This is a genomic window from Dermabacter sp. p3-SID358, assembly GCF_025147465.1.
GTDB lineage: Bacteria > Actinomycetota > Actinomycetes > Actinomycetales > Dermabacteraceae > Dermabacter.
The window spans coordinates 26425-44549 of record NZ_JALXOZ010000006.1; the positions used below are offsets into that span (position 1 = coordinate 26425).

Annotated in this window: 16 protein-coding genes; 12 read left to right on the top strand and 4 right to left on the bottom strand. The window is 60.0% G+C overall.

Annotated features, from left to right (window positions below; genetic code table 11):
* Window positions 1-38: 38 nt before the first annotated feature.
* From M3B90_RS04105 to purE, 5 genes are all read left to right on the top strand, one after another.
* Window positions 39-1148 (top strand): adenylate/guanylate cyclase domain-containing protein, encoded by a 1110-nt coding sequence (locus tag M3B90_RS04105; protein WP_259888761.1) that lies wholly within the window; start codon window positions 39-41, stop codon window positions 1146-1148.
* A gap of 72 nt (window positions 1149-1220) precedes the next feature.
* The gene (locus M3B90_RS04110) at window positions 1221-1916 is read left to right on the top strand and encodes a response regulator transcription factor (RefSeq protein ID WP_259888762.1); all 696 of its coding nucleotides are present in this window, start codon (window positions 1221-1223) and stop codon (window positions 1914-1916) included.
* 21 nt (window positions 1917-1937) lie between these two features.
* Window positions 1938-3398, top strand: a complete 1461-nt coding sequence (locus M3B90_RS04115) for a HAMP domain-containing sensor histidine kinase (RefSeq protein WP_259888763.1) — start codon at window positions 1938-1940, stop codon at window positions 3396-3398.
* A gap of 4 nt (window positions 3399-3402) precedes the next feature.
* Entirely contained in the window at window positions 3403-4596 is a 1194-nt protein-coding gene (locus tag M3B90_RS04120) for a 5-(carboxyamino)imidazole ribonucleotide synthase (RefSeq protein ID WP_311199937.1), read from the top strand.
* A 3-nt stretch (window positions 4597-4599) separates the two neighbouring features.
* Complete coding sequence (purE, locus tag M3B90_RS04125; protein ID WP_259888764.1) at window positions 4600-5115, top strand: 5-(carboxyamino)imidazole ribonucleotide mutase; 516 nt, start codon at window positions 4600-4602, stop codon at window positions 5113-5115.
* A gap of 66 nt (window positions 5116-5181) precedes the next feature.
* Here purE and M3B90_RS04130 read toward each other — a convergent pair whose 3' ends face one another.
* A complete protein-coding gene (locus tag M3B90_RS04130) occupies window positions 5182-5619 on the bottom strand; it encodes a DUF2304 domain-containing protein (RefSeq protein WP_259888765.1) in 438 nt (145 codons plus the stop codon).
* Window positions 5620-5958: 339 nt separating this feature from the next.
* Between M3B90_RS04130 and M3B90_RS04135 the strand changes: the two genes are divergently transcribed.
* Window positions 5959-6642, top strand: a complete 684-nt coding sequence (locus M3B90_RS04135; protein WP_259888766.1) for a glycosyltransferase family 2 protein — start codon at window positions 5959-5961, stop codon at window positions 6640-6642.
* Between the two features lie 24 nt (window positions 6643-6666).
* Here the strand turns inward: M3B90_RS04135 and M3B90_RS04140 are convergent, their stop codons facing one another.
* A complete protein-coding gene (locus M3B90_RS04140; protein WP_259888767.1) occupies window positions 6667-7887 on the bottom strand; it encodes an LCP family protein in 1221 nt (406 codons plus the stop codon).
* 213 nt (window positions 7888-8100) lie between these two features.
* Between M3B90_RS04140 and M3B90_RS04145 the strand changes: the two genes are divergently transcribed.
* The 6 genes from M3B90_RS04145 (at window position 8101) to M3B90_RS04170 (ending at window position 16002) form a co-directional block, all read left to right on the top strand.
* On the top strand, window positions 8101-10143 hold the full coding sequence (locus tag M3B90_RS04145) for a glycosyltransferase (protein ID WP_259888768.1): 2043 nt from the start codon (window positions 8101-8103) through the stop codon (window positions 10141-10143).
* Complete coding sequence (locus tag M3B90_RS04150) at window positions 10140-11024, top strand: glycosyltransferase (RefSeq protein WP_259888769.1); 885 nt, start codon at window positions 10140-10142, stop codon at window positions 11022-11024. The genes M3B90_RS04145 and M3B90_RS04150 overlap by 4 nt, the downstream gene beginning before the upstream one ends.
* 124 nt (window positions 11025-11148) lie before the next feature.
* Window positions 11149-12306: a UDP-galactopyranose mutase gene (gene glf, locus M3B90_RS04155; RefSeq protein ID WP_259888770.1), complete on the top strand. Its 1158-nt coding sequence runs from the start codon at window positions 11149-11151 to the stop codon at window positions 12304-12306.
* A gap of 41 nt (window positions 12307-12347) precedes the next feature.
* Entirely contained in the window at window positions 12348-14354 is a 2007-nt protein-coding gene (locus M3B90_RS04160) for a glycosyltransferase (RefSeq protein ID WP_259888771.1), read from the top strand.
* The gene (locus tag M3B90_RS04165; protein WP_259888772.1) at window positions 14351-15259 is read left to right on the top strand and encodes an ABC transporter permease; all 909 of its coding nucleotides are present in this window, start codon (window positions 14351-14353) and stop codon (window positions 15257-15259) included. The genes M3B90_RS04160 and M3B90_RS04165 overlap by 4 nt, the downstream gene beginning before the upstream one ends.
* On the top strand, window positions 15259-16002 hold the full coding sequence (locus M3B90_RS04170; RefSeq protein ID WP_259888773.1) for an ABC transporter ATP-binding protein: 744 nt from the start codon (window positions 15259-15261) through the stop codon (window positions 16000-16002). The genes M3B90_RS04165 and M3B90_RS04170 overlap by 1 nt, the downstream gene beginning before the upstream one ends.
* Here the strand turns inward: M3B90_RS04170 and M3B90_RS04175 are convergent.
* Both M3B90_RS04175 and M3B90_RS04180 read right to left on the bottom strand, forming a co-directional pair.
* Window positions 15999-16646 carry a TIGR03089 family protein gene (locus M3B90_RS04175; RefSeq protein WP_259888774.1) on the bottom strand — a complete coding sequence of 216 codons (648 nt, stop codon included), beginning with the start codon at window positions 16644-16646 and terminating at the stop codon, window positions 15999-16001. The two genes, M3B90_RS04170 and M3B90_RS04175, sit on opposite strands and share 4 nt — an antisense overlap.
* On the bottom strand, window positions 16646-17893 hold the full coding sequence (locus tag M3B90_RS04180; protein ID WP_259888775.1) for a hypothetical protein: 1248 nt from the start codon (window positions 17891-17893) through the stop codon (window positions 16646-16648). The genes M3B90_RS04175 and M3B90_RS04180 overlap by 1 nt, the downstream gene beginning before the upstream one ends.
* Window positions 17894-18125 lie beyond the last annotated feature (232 nt).

Here is an 18125-nt window from a genome sequence, read left to right on the forward strand (position 1 = left end):
TTGTGGGTCACGAGGGCAGAAGGAATTGAAAGGATCCGATGAGCACTGTTCACGATCGCGAGGAGTCGAGCGAGCATAGCGCCGAAGGTGCCATGCCAGACGCGCTCAACGAGCGTTTCGCACGCGTGCGAGGCGCCATCGGCGCTCTCGAGCGCTCCCTCCTCGACGGTGAACGTAAGTACTCCAGGCGGGACCTCGAAGAAGACTTCAATGTCGATCGTCAGCTCAGCACTGACTATTGGCGCGGGCTCGGTTTCTCCAATGTTGCGCCAGATACGACCGCTTTTACCGAGGACGACGCCGAGGCAATCGCCGATCTCGCAGCGCTCGTCAACGATGGCGCGCTGAGTGAAGACACCTTCGTGACCATCGTTCGCGGCCTCGGATTTCATATGGGGCGGCTCGCGATGTGGCTCACGGAGGCTCTCGTGGACGACGCAAAACAATCCAATGGGATGAGCGATACCGAAGCGCGCATGCATATGCTCGAAACGATCCCGCAGTTCATCGAGATTTTCGAGCATCAAACAATCCACGTGTTTCGCAGGCAGATGTCGGCATACACGGCGCGAGCCGGTGCCGAGATCCTACGAACGTCGACGAGCGACTGGGACGACGAATCGCTTCCACTTCCGCGCGCCGTGGGATTCGCGGACCTCGTGCAGTTCACGCGCCTCGCGCAGTCAATCGATGGGATCGAGCTCGCCGGTGTGATCAGGGACTTCGAGAACCTCACGCGAGACGTGATTTCCGACGGTGGCGGGCGTATCGTCAAGACCGTGGGGGACGAGGTGATGTTCCTCGCCGACACTCCCGAGGATGGCGTGCGGATAGCCTTGTCGATCGCCGAAAACATCAAACGCCAGCCTTCGCTGCCCAACGTACGCGTGGGGCTCGCGTGGGGCAATATGTTCTCTCGTTACGGTGACGTCTTTGGCCCCAAGGTGAATCTCGCCGCGCGTCTTGAGGGTATTGCCGAACCGGGCGCCGTCGTGATTGATGGCGAAACTGCGGATCTCGTGGATCGAGCCTTTCCCGGCGGTTTCGCGCGTGTCGCAGAATGGACGGAGGAGCTCCACGGGATCGGTGAAACAACAATCGTGAGAGTTGAACGGGCCGCGGCTTCGCTCATCGAGCGTTTCTCGTGAGAGAGTGGAGAGTCGCTTGAAGGTCTTCGCTTCTCACAGCGGAGACACACGCACTTTGGTAAGGATGACTTCGTGACACGACTACTTCTCGTTGAAGACGATTCGGCGATCGCAGAACCTCTCTCGCGCGCCCTCGATCGCGAAGGCTATTCCGTTGTGAGAGCCTCGAGGGGGATCGATGCGCTCACGATTGCCGCAAGCGAGGGCCATATCGACTTTGTGATTCTCGATTTGGGACTTCCCGATATCGATGGGCTTGAAGTGTGCAGAAGGCTTCGTAAGGGCGGCCTCGAGGCGCCCGTCCTCATTCTCACGGCTCGTGCCGACGAGGTCGACGCGGTAGTCGGCCTTGATGCGGGTGCCGATGATTACGTGACCAAACCCTTCCGCCTTGGCGAGCTTCAAGCACGTATTCGCGCTCTTCTGCGGCGCACCCAGGTTGTCGAAGATACGACCTCAAACACGTACGACATTAATGGCGTGAGCCTCGATCCCTCGGCGCGCCGGGTGTATGTCGACGACGAAGAACTCTCGCTCAGCGCGAAGGAGTTTGACCTGCTCGCGGTACTCATGCGCGAAGCGGGAAGCGTGGTGACCCGCGACAACCTCATGCGTGAGGTATGGGGCGCTGAATGGTGGGGCTCCACAAAAACTCTCGATATGCATATCTCGTGGCTTCGCCGGAAACTTGGCGATGACGCGACGAGCCCAACGCGCATCACCACCGTGCGCGGCGTAGGCTTCCGCTTCGAAGATACCGACGCCTAGTAGGGGCGCCAGGCACTCACCATGCAGCTTCGAGTTCTGCAAGCAACCCTCATGACCGTGCTTCTCGCGGTTCTTCTGCTCGGAATCCCTCTGGGCGCGGCGTGGCTCACGGCCGTGCGGGACAACCTCTCGGCGCAGGCTGGAACCCTTTTGCAGGATGTCATTTCAGAGACCGATCATCGGCTCAACGAAGGGCTCCCCATCGACGAGGCGATGCTCCAAGAGACGGTCGACCAGGTTGTGAACCTCGACGTCCAAATCGCCGTGAACTATCAGAACACGGAGCTCGAGGCGGGCGAAGATGCTGGGGCCGACGCCCTGCAGCAGTCAGCCCAGGGTGTGAACGGGCAGATCGTCACGGTGCGCATTCCGCAATCCGATGTGCGAGCCCACACCGCAAGCGCGTGGGTGCTCATCCTCGTTGCCGCGATCAGCGCGATCGCCATTGGCGTGTCGGTCGCACTGTGGCAAGCGCAGAGACTTTCCGCTCCGCTCGTGCGACTTACGAGACGCGCTGAAGAGTTGGGTAGTGGCAGGAGCCGTTCGGAGTGGAAGCCGAGTGGAATCGCTGAGATCGATACCGTTGCTGTCGAGCTCACACGCTCCGGTGCGATGCTCACAGAGAGACTCGAGGCGGAGTCCGCACTTGCCTCCGATGCCTCCCATCAGTTGCGTACGCCTCTCACAGCGCTCTCCATGCGCCTTGACGAAATCCTCGCGACCAGCTCCGAAGAATGGGTGCGCGAGGAGGCGCGCGTGTCGCTCGAGCAGGTAGACCGCCTTACCCAGGTGGTCCACGACCTCATCAACGCGCCTCGCGCATCGCAGCGCCGAACGCCCGGTGTGGTCGACCTTCGGCAGGTTCTCGTGCAGCAAGCCGAGGAGTGGAAACACGCCTTCCGCGGAGCCGGACGCGAATTGCGCATTCAAGTCCCGCATGCTTCGGCCGTGTGGGCTTCGCACGGGCCGCTCACGCAGGTCATCGCGACGCTCATCGAGAACTCCCTCGCCCACGGCGGAGGCACCACGCGTGTCAAGGTTCGCCGCAACGACCAGTCCACTGTGATCGAGGTTGTCGACGAAGGCGGAGGTATTGATCCCGCCCTCGGCCAACGCATCTTTGAGCGTTCCGTTTCGGGTAAGGGGTCGAGTGGAACGGGCGTGGGACTCGCCCTCGCCCGCACCCTGGTGGAAGATGACGGCGGCCGACTCGAACTCATCGACGAGCGCCCCGCGAGATTTGGCATCTTCCTCACCACGGCCCCAGCGGCCGAGGACCCCGAGCTGGAAAACGTCGAGGGCCAGCAACCGTCGGACTCCGCCAAGTCCCAGGGACTCGTTGCACGGCGCGAAAAACGACGCGCGGAACGGCACCAGCGAGAGGCCGCGGCCTCGGCGACAACGACACCTGAGGCATTGCCCACCTGCGACGCCGCGAACGAGCAAGCCGACGACACGGACGAGAGCGGCGCATTAAAATAGTCGCGTGAGTATCAAGCACGTCCCCACCAGGCTCAAAGCTCCCGAGGCCAAAAACGCACGGTTTCCGCGTGTTGGCGTCATCGGCGGCGGCCAGCTTGCACGCATGATGATTCCTGCCGCCATCGAACTGGATCTTGAACTCCACGTTCTCGCGACATCCCCGGATGAATCTGCGGCGCGCGTAAGTCCGCACGTCATGTTGGGACCCCACGATGACCCCCAAGCGGTCACGACCTTTGCGCGAAACGTTGACGTCGTCACCTTCGATCACGAGCACGTTCCCGCTGACCTCCTGCATGCGCTCGAACACGAGGGCGTTGCGGTAAGACCAGGGCCAGATGCCCTCGTGTACGCCCAGGACAAGCTCGCGATGCGCGCGCGGCTGACCGAGCTCGGGCATCCGTGTCCCAAATGGTGGCGGATTGAGAAGGAGAATGACCTCGCCGAAGCCCTTGAAGTATCGGGAAACGACCTCATCGTTAAGACCGCGCGTGGCGGATACGATGGCCACGGTGTGATGCGGGTGCGCACCATTGATGACGCGCGCGACTGGCTCGAACGCGGAGAGCCGCTGCTCGCAGAGGAGCGAGTCCCCTTCGTGCGCGAACTTTCGGCGCAGGTTGCGCGGCGACCCGGTGGAGAAATCGCCTCCTATCCCGTGACCGAATCCGAGCAAAAGGACGGCGTATGTTTCCGCGTATGTGCCCCTGCACCTGAGCTTTCAGCCGAAGTTTCTGAGCGTGCGCGAGCGCTCGCCGAGACCATTGCGGGTGACCTCGGCGTGGTAGGCATGCTTGCCGTCGAGCTTTTCGAGTATCCCGATGGGCGCATCGCTGTGAACGAGCTTGCGATGCGGCCCCACAACACGGGTCACTGGAGCATGGATGGTTGCGTCACGAGTCAGTTCGAGCAGCATTTGCGCGCAGTCGCGGACCTTCCACTCGGCGATACCACGCTCACGTCGCCGTGGACAGTCATGGTCAACACGCTCGGTGACACTCGCGGAAACCTCGCTGACGGCGCGAGAGAAGCGCTCGCGCACGATCCCGGAATCAAGCTTCATCTGTACGGTAAGAGTGTCCGTAGCGGCCGCAAACTCGGGCACGTGACCGCTATGGGAATGGACCGCGATGATGCGGAACGTCGAGCCCGCGCAGCGGCCCACACGATCGTGTCGCTTAAGAGTGCAGAGGAGTAGTCAATGAGTACGAGCCCCCTCGTCGGCATCGTCATGGGTTCCGATTCGGACTACCCCGTCATGAAGGAAGCCGAAGAACAACTCGCGAAATTCGCGATCGCGTGTGAGGTTGAGGTTGTGAGCGCTCACCGCATGCCCGAAGACATGGTCAAGTACGGGCGTTCCGCACACGAACGTGGCCTCCGGGTGATCATCGCTGGAGCAGGAGGCGCTGCCCACCTCCCGGGGATGCTCGCCGCACTCACCCCACTTCCGGTCATCGGGGTACCGGTGCCGCTTCGGCACCTTGACGGTATGGACTCGCTCCTGTCGATCGTCCAGATGCCCAAGGGCGTTCCCGTCGCGACCGTGTCGATTGGCGGCGCCGCCAACGCCGGGCTTCTCGCCGCGCGGATTCTTGGCGCTGGAGAATCGGACTTCTCGCGAGAGATCCGAGAAAAAATGGTGAGCTTTCAGTCAGAACTGCGTGAAATTGCGTATGAAAAGGGTGCGAAGCTGCAAGAGTCCAGGGAGGGATAGTCTTTCTCGTGCCGACCAGTTCCAATCTGGCCTAACGTGAGTTCTTGGGTGAGCGGAGCGGAGAGCTCATGGCTCGTTGGTGGGTGCCAGAGCGTGGTTGCGGTACGCCTCAGGCGATTCAGCCTCGTAAACGGCTACTTTTCGCGCGAGCTTGGTCGTGCGCTTCTCCGTGGCCTTGCTGCGGGCCTCGTGCAGGGCAAGGAAGCCGAGAAGAACGATGACGGTGGCGTAAAGCAGCAGGTCGGTTCCGCGGCCGACTCCCACAAAGCGTGCGACGACAGTGACTGCATTCGGAAAGAGCACGGCTAGAACGGCGAAAACTGCAAACGCGAGGATGATGAGTCGACGAATGGCGAGTTGCCGAGCTCCCCTCGTGATAAAGAGCCATGCCGTAATTACGATGATGCCGAGGATGAGGAGGAGCTGAATAATCAGAGTGCGATTCTCGAGTACCACACCCACGGGAGAGGCCATAACTGTTGCGAGGGTGTCGTATGTGCTCATTTCAAACCTCCCGGCGGTCGCCGCGTGACTGCGTTTGAATTGTAGACGCGTGGTGAGTGCGAGTCGAACGCGAGCTTGTGCATGCGCGTCGAAAGTGGGCGGGGATAGGTGAGAGTACCTATGGTGATCGACCTCGGTGCGTAGCCCGAAGGTCACAAGGTTTCACGTCTTGAGTAGCATTTTAGGAGTGTGGCAGATGCTTTGCACGCATTCTCTTGCGCACGTCCGTGAGAGGAAGAGGCCCTCGCAAGCTGGACTAGACTATCCGTTGCGAGGACAAGATCATCTCGCGCGCGCCTCGACTCTTGCTGCTTCGTCAATTTTCGCAAGGACTTTCTGATGACGTTAGGCCCCGGAGCCGAAACCACCTGGTTTGTGATTCCCCTCTATGACGAGGCGGCGGTAGTTGCCGAAGTCGTGTCAAAGCTGCGCGAAACGTATCCGCTCGTAGTGTGCGTCGATGATGGTTCGCGTGATGATTCCGCTGCCAAGGCTGAGGCTGCTGGTGCGGTGGTTGTGCGCCACCCCTACAACATGGGGCAGGGGGCGGCTCTTAAGACCGGCATCGACTACGCGCTAAGAGACCCTTCGATGATGCGGGTCGTGACGTTTGACGCGGATGGTCAGCATCAGGTCGCGGATGCCGCCGCCATGATCGAAAAAATGCAGGCCGAGCAAGTCGACTGCGTGCTCGGCTCGCGTTTTCTTGATCGCCGCACCAAACCTGGTTTTCTCAAAGGCATTGTGCTGCGTATGGCGACCTTATTCACGAACTTTACGAGCGGCGTGCGTCTTACTGACACCCACAACGGTCTGCGAGTTCTCAGCCGCCACGCATGCGATGAAATTTCAATCGAGCAGAATCGCATGGCGCACGCCTCCGAGATTGTCTCGGAGATTGGCCGTCACGAACTCACCTATGCCGAATACCCCGTGCACATCCTCTACACGGATTACTCGAAGGCCAAAGGTCAGCCGCTTTTGAACGCGATCAACATCGTCACAGACCTTCTTTTCAAATAGGTCGCGACGCACTCGGGGGTGCGATTACTCCTTTGAAGGAACGCTTGCTGAGCCGTCTCGTATCGCTGCGAAGAAGGCGCGTACTTCCTTGTCGTTCACTTTGATAGCGACACCGGAACGCTTCGTCTTAAAGTTCGGGTCTTCGATCGGAATGGCGAGCGCACCTCCCGAGGTGGGAGCGGCGCGCATGACAAGGGCCGCGCTTGCGAGGTCGATGAGGCCCGTGTCGTTGTCGGTCACGAGCGCCTTGGTTCCGGCCTTGGCGAGCCCGACTTGCGTGAAAGGGTTGAGAAACACGTCTGGCGAGGAGACTCTTTCCATGAGTGCGCTCACGAACTGCTGTTGACGCTGCTGTCGACCGATATCCGCCGTGGGATCGAAGTAACGTGCACGAACAAACGCGAGGGCCTGTTCGCCACCGACATCGTGGCAGCCTTCCGTCATCTTGAGCCCCGAGCGCTCATCATCGACATCCTGGTCGATGCAGAGGTTGACCGTACCAACCGCATTCACGACCTCCTCAACTCCGGAAAATCCGATGACCGCGAAGTGGTCCACCGTGAGGCCCGTAAGGTTTTCCATTGTCTTCACGAGGAGGGGAGCGCCGCCTATCGCGTAGGCGGCGTTGATTTTGTGCGTACCGTGCCCCGGAATTTCAGCGAGGGTATCGCGGGGGATCGAGACGAGATATTGTTTCCCGTTCTCAGCCTTGTGAAGAAGCATGAGCGTGTCGGTGCGCTGGGCACCGCCCTGTTCGATATCGGCACCGGCCAGGAGAGAGGTTTCGCCCGGAGTGTTTGCTGCACCGGAAAGAGCATCGACGTGCGTGATCTTCGAGTTCGCCCAGAGCCCGAGTCCCACAGGCCACGCGAGTGCAATGACGAGGAAGAGAAGAACGAATGTGCGGGTGAGGCGGAAGGCGCGCTTTCGTGAGAAGCGTTTCTTGCGCGTGGTGGGCGGAAAACCATGACCCGTGGCCAGGGGCGTGGGGTGGTTTATCGCGTGGTGCTGACCGTCACCCTGAGAGGTTGAGCCGAGACGTACCGCACCCGGCCGAGCAGCGCCGCGCACCACGGGCATGTGGCGCGTGGGCGTCTCGGGAGCCGAGGAACGCTCCTCGTAAGAGCCGCGCTTCCTCGGGGCAGACGGTCGAGCGATTGGTCGGGCCGATCCGCCTTCTCGCGCACGCGAATGGCCGGGCCGCGAGCCGTCGTTGCCGCCGTCGCGTGGGGAGTCACCCGTCATCGTGTCTACCTTTTGTTCGTGTGAGAGCGCGGAAATTCGCGCCTTTGCGCGTTCCCACAGTACACACCGCCCTGCATAGATCCTCGGACGTAAGAGCGAGGTGAGCAAATCTTCGCTTCAGAGATGGCGTGTGTACTCAGGGTCGGGACTACGCCCCCGTAAGATCGTGCCTAGACTCTAGCGACAAGAGCGGGCGAGAGGCGAGGAGAGAACGTGCCACGAGCAGAAAAGCCACACCGACCAGCGCGCACCCTCGTTCTCGGTGGGGCGGGATTTGCTGGCGGGCAGATTGCGCGCGAGCTTAGGGCGCACGGACAGGAAGTCTCCACCGCCGACATACGACCGTTAGGAGATGGCGCTGAGCACGCTGTTCTCGATATCCGCGATGAAAGCGCGTTGCGCACAGCCATCCGCGGACGTGACGTGGTCGTCAACGCCGCGGGCGTACCGGATTCCTCTTGCGTGAGCGCACGAACGCTCAACTCTGTCCTTGTGGGCGGGGCGCGTTCCCTTATTTCCGCAGCCGAAAGCGAGAATGTGCGCACAATCGTGTTTATTTCGAGCGGTGTTGTCTATGGGGAGACCGGTGAAGGGGAGGCCGCGCGCGAATCGGCTCCGCCTACCCCCACCACGGTTGAGGGGCGCGCGTTTGCTGAAGCGGAACGTCTGTACGGACAGTGGCTAGGCGCAGGAGAGGGCCGACGCCTGCTGATTTTGCGATCGGCCGAGCTGTTCGGGCCTGGTTCCTACGCGAGGGTTTCGCGGTTGATCGGCTCGCTCGTGAACTCAAGGACGCTCTCGCTTACCCATACCGTCATCGCTAGGCCCCTGGCAAGCGTCGGAACTCTTGCGAGTGCAGTGAGGGCTGCGCTTGAACTGAACCTTCCCGAGGGTGAACCATACTTTCTGAATGTGGCGGATTCCCCGCGTTTAGACGACCACGAATTGCGCGCACTTGTGCGCTCGGTCGCGAAGACGGCACCGCTCGCATTCTCTTTGCCTGGGAGACGTCTCATGGCGCGCGCGGGACGTGCCGGTGAAGCAGTGCGGGCGAGCGGACTCGAGCTCCCGCGAAGAATGAAGCGATTTGCCCTCGACGCCCGCCCGAGCGCTGCGTTAGCGCACGACAAGCTTGACGCGCTTCTACCTTCACGACCCTCGCTCGAAGAGTCGCTACGATCGACCGTGAATTGGGTACGTGAGCATGATGGCGAGTCGAGCAGCTCGGAGGGATCGGTTCCTATACCGGAGCGTTTTGTCCCGGTGCAGAATAAAAAAGAAGGAGATTCACGCCGAGTCGTTGCGGTAGTGGTCACCTACAATCGCGCGGCGCTTCTTGGAGACTGCCTCGATTCCCTCCATGCCCAAACGAGGTCTCTCGATAGCGTCGTAGTTATTGACAACGCGAGTACGGATGACTCAGGTGCTGTTGCCGACAATCACGCGATCAGCGCCGATGTCGTGCACCTCAAACGGAACGTCGGCGGTGCCGGCGGATTTTGTGCTGGAATGGCGCACGCGCTCCTCGAGCACAGCCCGGATTTCTTATGGATCATGGACGATGACACGGTCCCTGCTCCTGACGCGCTCGAAAATCTTCTCGCTGTCGAACGGAAGCTTGATGTCCACGCGAGCGTTCTCAGTTCGCTTGCCGTGTGGACCGATGGCAGACCACACCCCATGAATTCTTCCCGTACGCGTCTCGGTACGAGCGATTCTGATCGTGACAGGTACGCACAAATCGGGGCGCGGCCAATCCGCACCGCGAGCTTTGTCTCTGCTCTGATCGCAGCCGAGGACGTGTGGGAGCACGGACTTCCACTCGCGGACTACTTCATTTGGTCCGATGACTTCGAATACACGGGGCGTCTCCTACGCGATTCCCACGGGTTTGCGGTCGCGTCGAGCAGGGTTGAGCACCGCACCGTGAAGTTTTCCAACGCACAGACAAACCCCGGATCCCGGTTTTATTTCGATGTGCGCAACCGACTGTGGGCACTCACCAAGACCGATTCGTTTACGCCGATCGAAAAGGTGCTTTACGGCGGTAGGAGCACGATTGGGTGGATGAAGACTCTCGTGCGGACTCGGGGGGACGTGCTCCCCGTCGCTGTCAAAGGGCTGCGAGAAGGGCTCTTCTCATCGCCCAGACGCTCGAGCGCTGTCCTTTCCGCCGACCCGATGAATGCGACTGAAATTCGCGCCCTCGAAACCTCGATCGAAAATGCTGAGCGATCGCGAAGGGCGCTGACGTGAACACCAACTGCGCACGCGAGGTAGATCCCGACCTCACCGTTCTCATGCCGCTATGGAATGGGGACGACCCCTCTCATGCGCGCGAGGCCCTGGCCTCGGCAACCATCGATCAAACGACGGCTCCGGGCCTCCTACTCCTTGCGGTTGACGGTCCACTTATGCAAGAGCTCGAGGACGTCGTCGCCGAAGTTCTCGATGGCAGGTTCGGGCGTGCCCGCGTGGTAAGGAATAAGCGCCACGGCGGGCTAGCACGAACACTAGAGGGTGCTCTTGCCCACTGCGAAAGCTCCTTGATTGCAAGGGCAGATGCCGACGACGTAAGTCACCCTGAGCGATTTGCGGTGCAGCTCGCGGCACTGCGAGAACGCCACCTCGACATCGTTGGGTCGAATATGCGAGAGATCGACGAGAACTCACGACCGCGTTTAGATGAGGCAGGCGAAGAATGTATTCGCCGGCGCCCGCTTTCGCACGAGGAGATCGCGCGATACCTTCGTGATCATTCGCCTTTCCACCACCCCACGGTGCTTATGCGGGCGAGCGCTGTTCGTGTCGCCGGTGGTTATAGAGATATTCCTCTCATGGAAGACTACGATCTTTGGCACCGCATGCTTCGCACGGGCGCTCGAATGGGAAATGTTCCCAACGTGCTTGTGGACTACCGCGTGAGCACGAATCTGTATCGAAGGCGCGGCGGTTTCACGTTGTTCATGAGCGACGTTCGCATGCAGTGGGGGATGCTAAAGGGCGGAACCACGAGCGTTCCGAGGGCCCTTCGGAACCTGTTTGGGCGAGCCGTGTATAGAGCGGTTCCCGCGAATCTGCGTGACCGCGTGTACTGGTGTGTCATCGAGCGCGGCCTCATGCGTAGGCGCGACTAACGACGCAGTTTCGAACTACGTGATGTGACGAACCGACGCCTCAACCACGGTGCGTACACGTGATTATGCGAGCGCGACCGCTATTGTGGGAGCGACCCGTCAAACCTCGAAGGGACCAAAAAGAATGAGTACGCCCGACCTGCTTATCGTCGGCTCCGGCCTTTTCGGCCTCACACTCGCGGATCGTGCCGCGCGCGAACACGGCGCAAAGGTCACCGTGATCGACAACCGACCGCATATCGGCGGCAATGCCTACAGTGAGATTGACCCGGAGACGGGCATTGAGGTGCACAAGTATGGTGCCCACCTCTTCCACACGTCGAATACGCGAGTGTGGGAGTATGTCAACGAGTTCACTTCATTCACGAACTATGTGCATCGGGTCTACACGACCCACAAAGGCATCGTGTACCCCATGCCGATCAACCTCGGCACGATCAACCAATTCTTCAACTCGGCGATGACGCCGGATGAGGCGCGCGCGCTCATTGCGGAACAGGCCGGTGAGTTTGCGGGGCAGGATCCGGAAAACCTCAACGACAAGGGAATCTCGCTTATCGGGCGCCCACTGTACGAAGCCTTCATCAAGCACTACACGGGTAAGCAGTGGCAGACGGATCCAAAGGATCTGCCCGCCTCGATCATCAAACGCCTGCCTGTGCGCTACACCTACGACAACCGCTATTTCAACGACACCTACGAGGGCCTGCCGACAAACGGCTACACCGCATGGCTCGAAAACATGGCGGATCACCCGAACATCGAAGTGGAGCTCGGGGTTGATTACTTCGACGAGTCGCAGCCTTTCAACAAGAAAGACGTACGCGGCCAACTTCCAGTCGTCTATACCGGTCCCGTTGACCGTTACTTCGATTACGAGCTCGGTGAACTCAAGTGGCGCACGATTGATCTCGAATCCGAGACCCTCGAAACCGGCGACTTCCAGGGCACCTCGGTCATGAACTATGCCGACGAGTCTGTGCCGTTCACGCGCATTATCGAGCCGCGTCACTTCCACCCCGAGCGGGATTATGCCGAGGACAAGACGATCATCATGCGCGAATACTCGCGATTCGCGAGCCGCGAAGATGAGCCGTACTATCCCGTGAATTCGGCGGACGACCGCTCGACGCTTCTCCAGTATCGCGAGCGTGCTGACGCCGAGCCCTCGACTCTTTTCGGAGGCCGACTCGGCACCTACCAGTACCTCGATATGCATATGGCGATCGGCGCCGCGCTCTCGATGGCCGATAACAAACTTGAGGACCTTCTGCGCCGCTAATTTCGCGAGACCTCTCGAACCCGATGAGTGAAAAGAGCACCATGAACGACACGTTTGATCTTCCCGATGGCCACCGAGAGCTCCATAGGCTTGTGATGCCCCTTGGTTCGAACTCCGAGACTCTGCCGCTATATGTCGAGAATTCTGCGAACGTCTCGACCTTTGAAGCGGCCCAGGGGTCTTCTGATGAGGTCATGGAGGCGCTCGCGGGGGTAAGGCGTGCCGCGGCAGGTGGTGTTGCGGGCGGGAGTTATACACGCTCGGGGATCACCGTCCCCGCGGGGCAGATTCGTTCCTTTGGAACCTACTTCAATGCCTTCCCGGCGTCGTATTGGCGACGCTGGACTCGAGTGCGTGAGGTGACGCTTACCGTTGCGACAAAGGGCGAAGGCACGATTGTCGTGAACCGCTCGAGCGTAAATGGCCGTTCGCGACGTGTTGCTTCCAAGGTGGTGACGGGGAAAGCGACGTCGACCTTCACTTTGCCCGTCACCGCTTTTGGAGATGGCGGCTGGTATTGGTTCGATGCTTACGCTGGTGCCGGATCTCTTGAGGTAAATGGTGCCGCGTATTCGGCCCCAGAGTCGTTGGCACGCGTGCGCGGTTCCTTCTCGATTGCCATGACCACCATGAATAAGGTTCGCTACTGTTTCGAGAACATCCGCACGGTCGCGGAGTCGCCGCAGTTGCTCGAGCTCCTCGATGTCATGTACGTCATCGATCAGGGAAGCGATCGTTTGCGGGATCACGCCGACGAGCTCGCAGAGCTCGAGGAGGCGATGGGTGGCAAGCTCCGCGTGATTGAGCAGGGCAATATCGGTGGTTCCGGCGGGTTCTCGCGCGGAATGTATGAAGCCTGCATCGCAGAAAAATCTACCTACGTGGTGAACTGTGATGACGATATTTCCATCGAGCCGATTTCACTTGAACGTCTCGTGACGTTCGCGGACTTCGCGACGAAGCCCACGCTCGTAGGCGCCCACATGTTCGATCTGAACAACCGCACGAGTTTGCTGGCATTTGGTGAAAGCGTTGATCGATGGCGCTTCCACTATGGGCTTGCAAACGATGATTCGAAGTACAATCATGATTTGGCCGAGCACCCACTTCGCGCGACCAGGTGGATGCACCGCCGCGTTGACGTCGACTACAACGGATGGTGGATGTGCCTCATTCCCACCGACGTCGTGCGGGAAATTGGCCTTTCCCTCCCGGTGTTTATCAAATGGGATGACGCCGAGTATGGATTGCGAGCCGGAAATGCTGGTTATCCCACAGTAACGTTGCCGGGCGCCGGTGTATGGCACGTGTCTTGGGGCGAAAAAGATGATCTTGTGGGGTGGCAGGCATTTTTCCATGAGCGGAACCGCTTGATTGCTGCCTTGCTTCATTCGCCTTACGAACGCGGTGGAAGGCTCGTGAAGGAATCACACTTCATGGACATCAAACACATAATCTCCATGCAGTACTACACGCAGACCGGCCGTCTTATGGCGCAACGGGATGTACTTGCGGGACCTGATCATCTTCATGACACCATCGGAACGGATCTCCCTGAAATCCGTGCGCTCGCTGCGAAATTCGACGATGCAGTGCAGAAAAAAGATGTTGACGATTTCCCTGCTGTGCGCACAAACAGACCACCGCGCAAGGGGCGAGGGTTTAGCCAGCCTCGACGTCTCCTCATGCCGGCATGGACGATCAAGCAGCTTGCTAAGCAGGCCCTTGCGAAGCCGAGCAGTCTTTCGCTCGAGCACCCCCAGGAGGCGATCGCGCATGAAGACGCGCGCTGGTGGAAACTCTCTCATTACGAAAGCGCACTCGTGTCGAACGCTGAAGGTACTCAGCTTGCCTGGTACAAGCGTGACCCGAAGCGAGCACGGGAGCTTCTGACCGAAGCTGCTCGCACCCACGCGGAGCTTTTTGCAAAGTGGAATACCTTGCGCGAGCAATACCGCTCCGCAGCTAAGCAGCTCACGTCCTTTGAGGCCTGGGAGCGGACCTTCGCGGCTAACCCCGCACCAAAGCGCGAGGATCAAGACGCGTGAGTACCTCGCCACTCACGCGTGCGGAGAGGTCCGAAGGCTGGCGGATTCCGGGCAGTGACAAGGGCTGGCTCAATCCCATTTACGAGCGTTTTCTCCTGAATCTCCTCGTCAAGAAAGAGCTCAGGGTGCGCTACCGTGGCAGCGTTCTCGGCATGGCGTGGAGCTACGCAAAGCCCGCGGTGCAATTCGCGGTCTTTTATCTCGCGCTTGGCGTTTTTTTGCAGCTGAACCGCTCGCTTCCGGCGTATGCGGCGTATCTCTTTTCGGGCATCATCGTCATTAATCTTTTTAGCGAGGTGTTCGGGAATTGCACGCGTTCGATCGCGTCGAATGCTCCGCTCGTGTCGAAGATCTATTTGCCGTCAGAGCTGTTCCCGTGGGCCAGTGCGCTCGTGGCGCTCGTGCACTTTGTTCCGCAAGTGCTCGTGCTCATGGTCGGGGCGGGGTTGTTTGGCTGGAGACCGAGTTTTGCCGAGGGATGGTGGTTTCTTATCGGCATGGTGATTTTGCTCGTTTTCACCGTGGGCCTTGGGATGCTCGCAGCCGCGCTGAACGCCGCTTTTCGTGATGTCGAGAATTTCGTTGATCTCATCATCATGGTGGCGACGTGGACCTCGCCAGTGCTCTATGCCCTTTCGATGGTCAAGGAGGCCATCGGCGGGAGCTTGTGGTGGGTGCTTTACAGTCTCAACCCGATCACGATCGTCGTTGAATGCTTTCACGGCGCTTTCTGGCGCCCCATGGCCCGTGCTCTCGATGGGTCGGGGGCCTCTGCACCGACGGTCGCGGCGGGTGCCGAAGCCGCGGAACTCTGGTGGGCGGGTCTCCTTATTGCGATCGCCGTATTTGCGTTCGGGACCTTCGTGTTTGAGCGCTCGAAGCGGAAGTTTGCTCAGGAGCTGTGATGCCTGTTTCTGAATCAAAGCGCGAGATGGTGCGAATCGAAAACGTCGCCAAGGAGTTTTCGCTACGCCACACGAGAGCACTCAAAGAACTCGTGTTTTCGGCGCTCAAGGGGCAAAAGCTCCGCGATACGTTTATGGCGCTTGATGGTGTCGATGTGACGGTCCGTGCCGGGGAAACCGTCGGGCTGATTGGGTTCAACGGTTCGGGAAAATCCACGCTTCTTAAAACGATTTCAGGCGTTCTGTTCCCCGATAGCGGTCGCGTGAGCGTGCGAGGCAAGGTTGCTGGCCTAATCGAGGTGGGTGCAGGCTTCCACCCGGATCTCTCGGGCCGAGAAAATGTGTATCTCAATGGTGCGATTCTCGGGATGTCCAAGGCCGAGATTGACGCGTGCTTTGATGACATCGTGGCGTTCAGTGAGATCGAGCAGTTCATCGACACTGACGTGAAGTACTACAGCTCGGGGATGTTCTTGCGCCTGGCCTTCGCGGTTGCGGTGCACACAGACCCCGACATCTTCCTTGTTGACGAAATCCTCGCGGTGGGCGATGAACCGTTTCAGCGTAAATGTCTCGCGAGAATTCGGAAGATGCAGGAGAACGGTAAAACAATGGTGATCGTCTCGCACGAGTTAGATATGCTCACCGACCTGTGCACGCGCATCGTCGTTCTCGAAAAGGGGCGTGTGATTTTCGATGGGGACCCCACCGAGGGTGTGAAGACCCTACGCGCAAGCATTTAATCGCTCGCCGGGAAGTCGATGCCCTCGGAGGCCCGCGCGGCGCGATTGAGACGGGAGAGGGGCGCGACAACCGTGCGTCCCTCGATCCAAGCGGCGAGTGCCGCTGCAGCGTCCCCGAGATCGATTTCTTCGAGTCCCACTCGATGTGCGGATCCCCATTCGGGCCGTGGTGCAGGCTCGGGCCCTGTGAAATGTGCGAGTGGGGTCTCGAGATTGTCACCTGCCGCACGGACTGTTTGGACCCAGTCAAGGGCGAGCGGTGGCATTTCACCCGGGAAGGCGAGTGAGAGGGCTCGGGGCTCGAGAACGAGGATGTCGCCGGCCTGATCGGCCAGTGCCGAGTTGGGTTTCGAGGTGGCGAGAACATCGATCTGCTCGGGCACGTCACCGCTGCCTGCGATGTGCGTTTTCGCGCCGAGGTGCCATGCGGCGATCTGAAGGACGCTGCGTTTGAAGTGTGGCGGCAGGTCGAGTACGAGTGTGAAACCTTCGTCGACGAGAAGCTCGCTACCGAACAGGTTGATCGACTTAACGATCCAGTTGGCCAAAACCCGCCCGGAGAGCTCTGTGCGGCCGTCGTCTGCGTAGCTTACGAGCGCGGGTTCGCTTCCCATGGTGATGAGGGCTTCAAGGAGTCTGCTCATTACTGCACCTGCGCCCAGGGGTTGATCCACGTTTCGGTGTCGAGACCGAGGTAGTCCGCCATTTCGGCAGCGAAGCTCATGGTGCCGAGGGCGATGATGTTGCGTGAACGGCTCTGAATTGTTGTGAGTGCCTGGGGGAGAGGCATGATTTCCCAATCGTTGGGGTAGTTTTCGAAGAACAGGTGATCTTCGTGTGTAGTCGCGAGAATCGTACGATCCCTGTTGAGTAGGTCGAGGATGCTCGCGAGGTTTTTGATGTCGGGCATGCACACCAGGGTGTAGGCATCGTCAAAACGACCGGTGCGTCGGGCGTTGTCGAGTGCGGAGGCGACGCCTTCGCGTGAGATCGCGGCATCGAGGAGCCAGTGGGTCTCGTGTGCGTATACGTGGGAGGAGCGTCCGGGAAGCCGCAGGCTGTGGGCAAGGCGTGCGGCGGTTTCGTGGGGAACGGGGGAGTGGTGCAGTCCGACGGCTGCCTCGTGGGTGATCGCGGCTGCGGCGTATCCCGTTGCGACGTTTGTTGAGGTCAGGGCGCCGTATCCGAGGTCGCGCGATAGTGCGATCTCGTGGCAGGCGGCGTTCGGCAAGAGCGTAGTGATGGCTGCGCGAGCTTCGCTGCATTGAGTTTCGGGGAACACGACGTGACGGGTGCGCTCGTCGCCCGCGCCCACGAGGTTCCGCGCGATGTCGTCGATTGTGTCGCCAATGATGCCTTCGTGCTCGAGGAAAACTGGCGTGACCACGAGGGTGTCGAGCCGAAATTGGGAGATTTCATCGCTCGCCCCGCCGAGTCCTTCTTCGATGACGAGAATGTCGACCCCGCCGTCGAGGAGGTAGGTCGCGCCCGCGAGGGTGAAGAGGCCCGTGGGGGCAAGATAGCCTCCCGTGTTGCCTACGGGTGGCATGTGGTCCAGCGCGGAGGCAACTCGTGCAGCGAGGGCGTTGTAAGCGCTTTCCGACAGCGGACGTGAGTTTATGCGAATACGTTCACGGTTCGTGAGGAACGGCGGGGAGGAAATTGTGCCCACGCGGTAGCCGAGCATCATGAGGTACTGCGTCGCAGCTGCGACCGCTGATCCTTTGCCTTTCGAACCCACGACACCCACGACGGGGATGCCCGGCGAGGTGTTGAGACCGATCGCGCGGGCGAAGATCGCCGCGCGCGTGCGAGAGCGGGTGTAGGGCCCGTGATGCTCATTCCATTCTCGAAAAAACGGCTCGTCCCCGGGAAGGTGGCGTGCGGGCATGTGCGGTTCCTTTGCAGGTCAGAGTGTCAGGCGGGGATGGTAAGACTCGAATTCTCCACTGGGGCTGTCTTAAAGTGAAGGATCATAACTCTAAAGATTCGATTAAGCGGCTTGACGCGCCTAAGTTACATCGGTGTATTTTAGTGGCAACGCCGAACGCTTACGCGTCAACTCTAGCGCCGCACCTGTGGCGCACGTGCATCGCGTCGGCATGCCAATCGACGACATTGCC

Bases quoted from the DNA above. Each gene is read 5' to 3' on its own strand.
- M3B90_RS04105 (WP_259888761.1), top strand. From the start codon at position 39: ATGAGCACTGTTCACGATCGCGAGGAGTCGAGCGAGCATAGCGCCGAA.
- M3B90_RS04115 (WP_259888763.1), top strand. From the start codon at position 1,938: ATGCAGCTTCGAGTTCTGCAAGCAACCCTCATGACCGTGCTTCTCGCG.
- purE (WP_259888764.1), top strand. From the start codon at position 4,600: ATGAGTACGAGCCCCCTCGTCGGCATCGTCATGGGTTCCGATTCGGAC.
- M3B90_RS04130 (WP_259888765.1), bottom strand. From the start codon at position 5,619: ATGAGCACATACGACACCCTCGCAACAGTTATGGCCTCTCCCGTGGGT.
- M3B90_RS04135 (WP_259888766.1), top strand. From the start codon at position 5,959: ATGACGTTAGGCCCCGGAGCCGAAACCACCTGGTTTGTGATTCCCCTC.
- M3B90_RS04140 (WP_259888767.1), bottom strand. From the start codon at position 7,887: ATGACGGGTGACTCCCCACGCGACGGCGGCAACGACGGCTCGCGGCCC.
- glf (WP_259888770.1), top strand. From the start codon at position 11,149: ATGAGTACGCCCGACCTGCTTATCGTCGGCTCCGGCCTTTTCGGCCTC.
- M3B90_RS04160 (WP_259888771.1), top strand. From the start codon at position 12,348: ATGAACGACACGTTTGATCTTCCCGATGGCCACCGAGAGCTCCATAGG.
- M3B90_RS04170 (WP_259888773.1), top strand. From the start codon at position 15,259: ATGCCTGTTTCTGAATCAAAGCGCGAGATGGTGCGAATCGAAAACGTC.
- M3B90_RS04175 (WP_259888774.1), bottom strand. From the start codon at position 16,646: ATGAGCAGACTCCTTGAAGCCCTCATCACCATGGGAAGCGAACCCGCG.
- M3B90_RS04180 (WP_259888775.1), bottom strand. From the start codon at position 17,893: ATGCCCGCACGCCACCTTCCCGGGGACGAGCCGTTTTTTCGAGAATGG.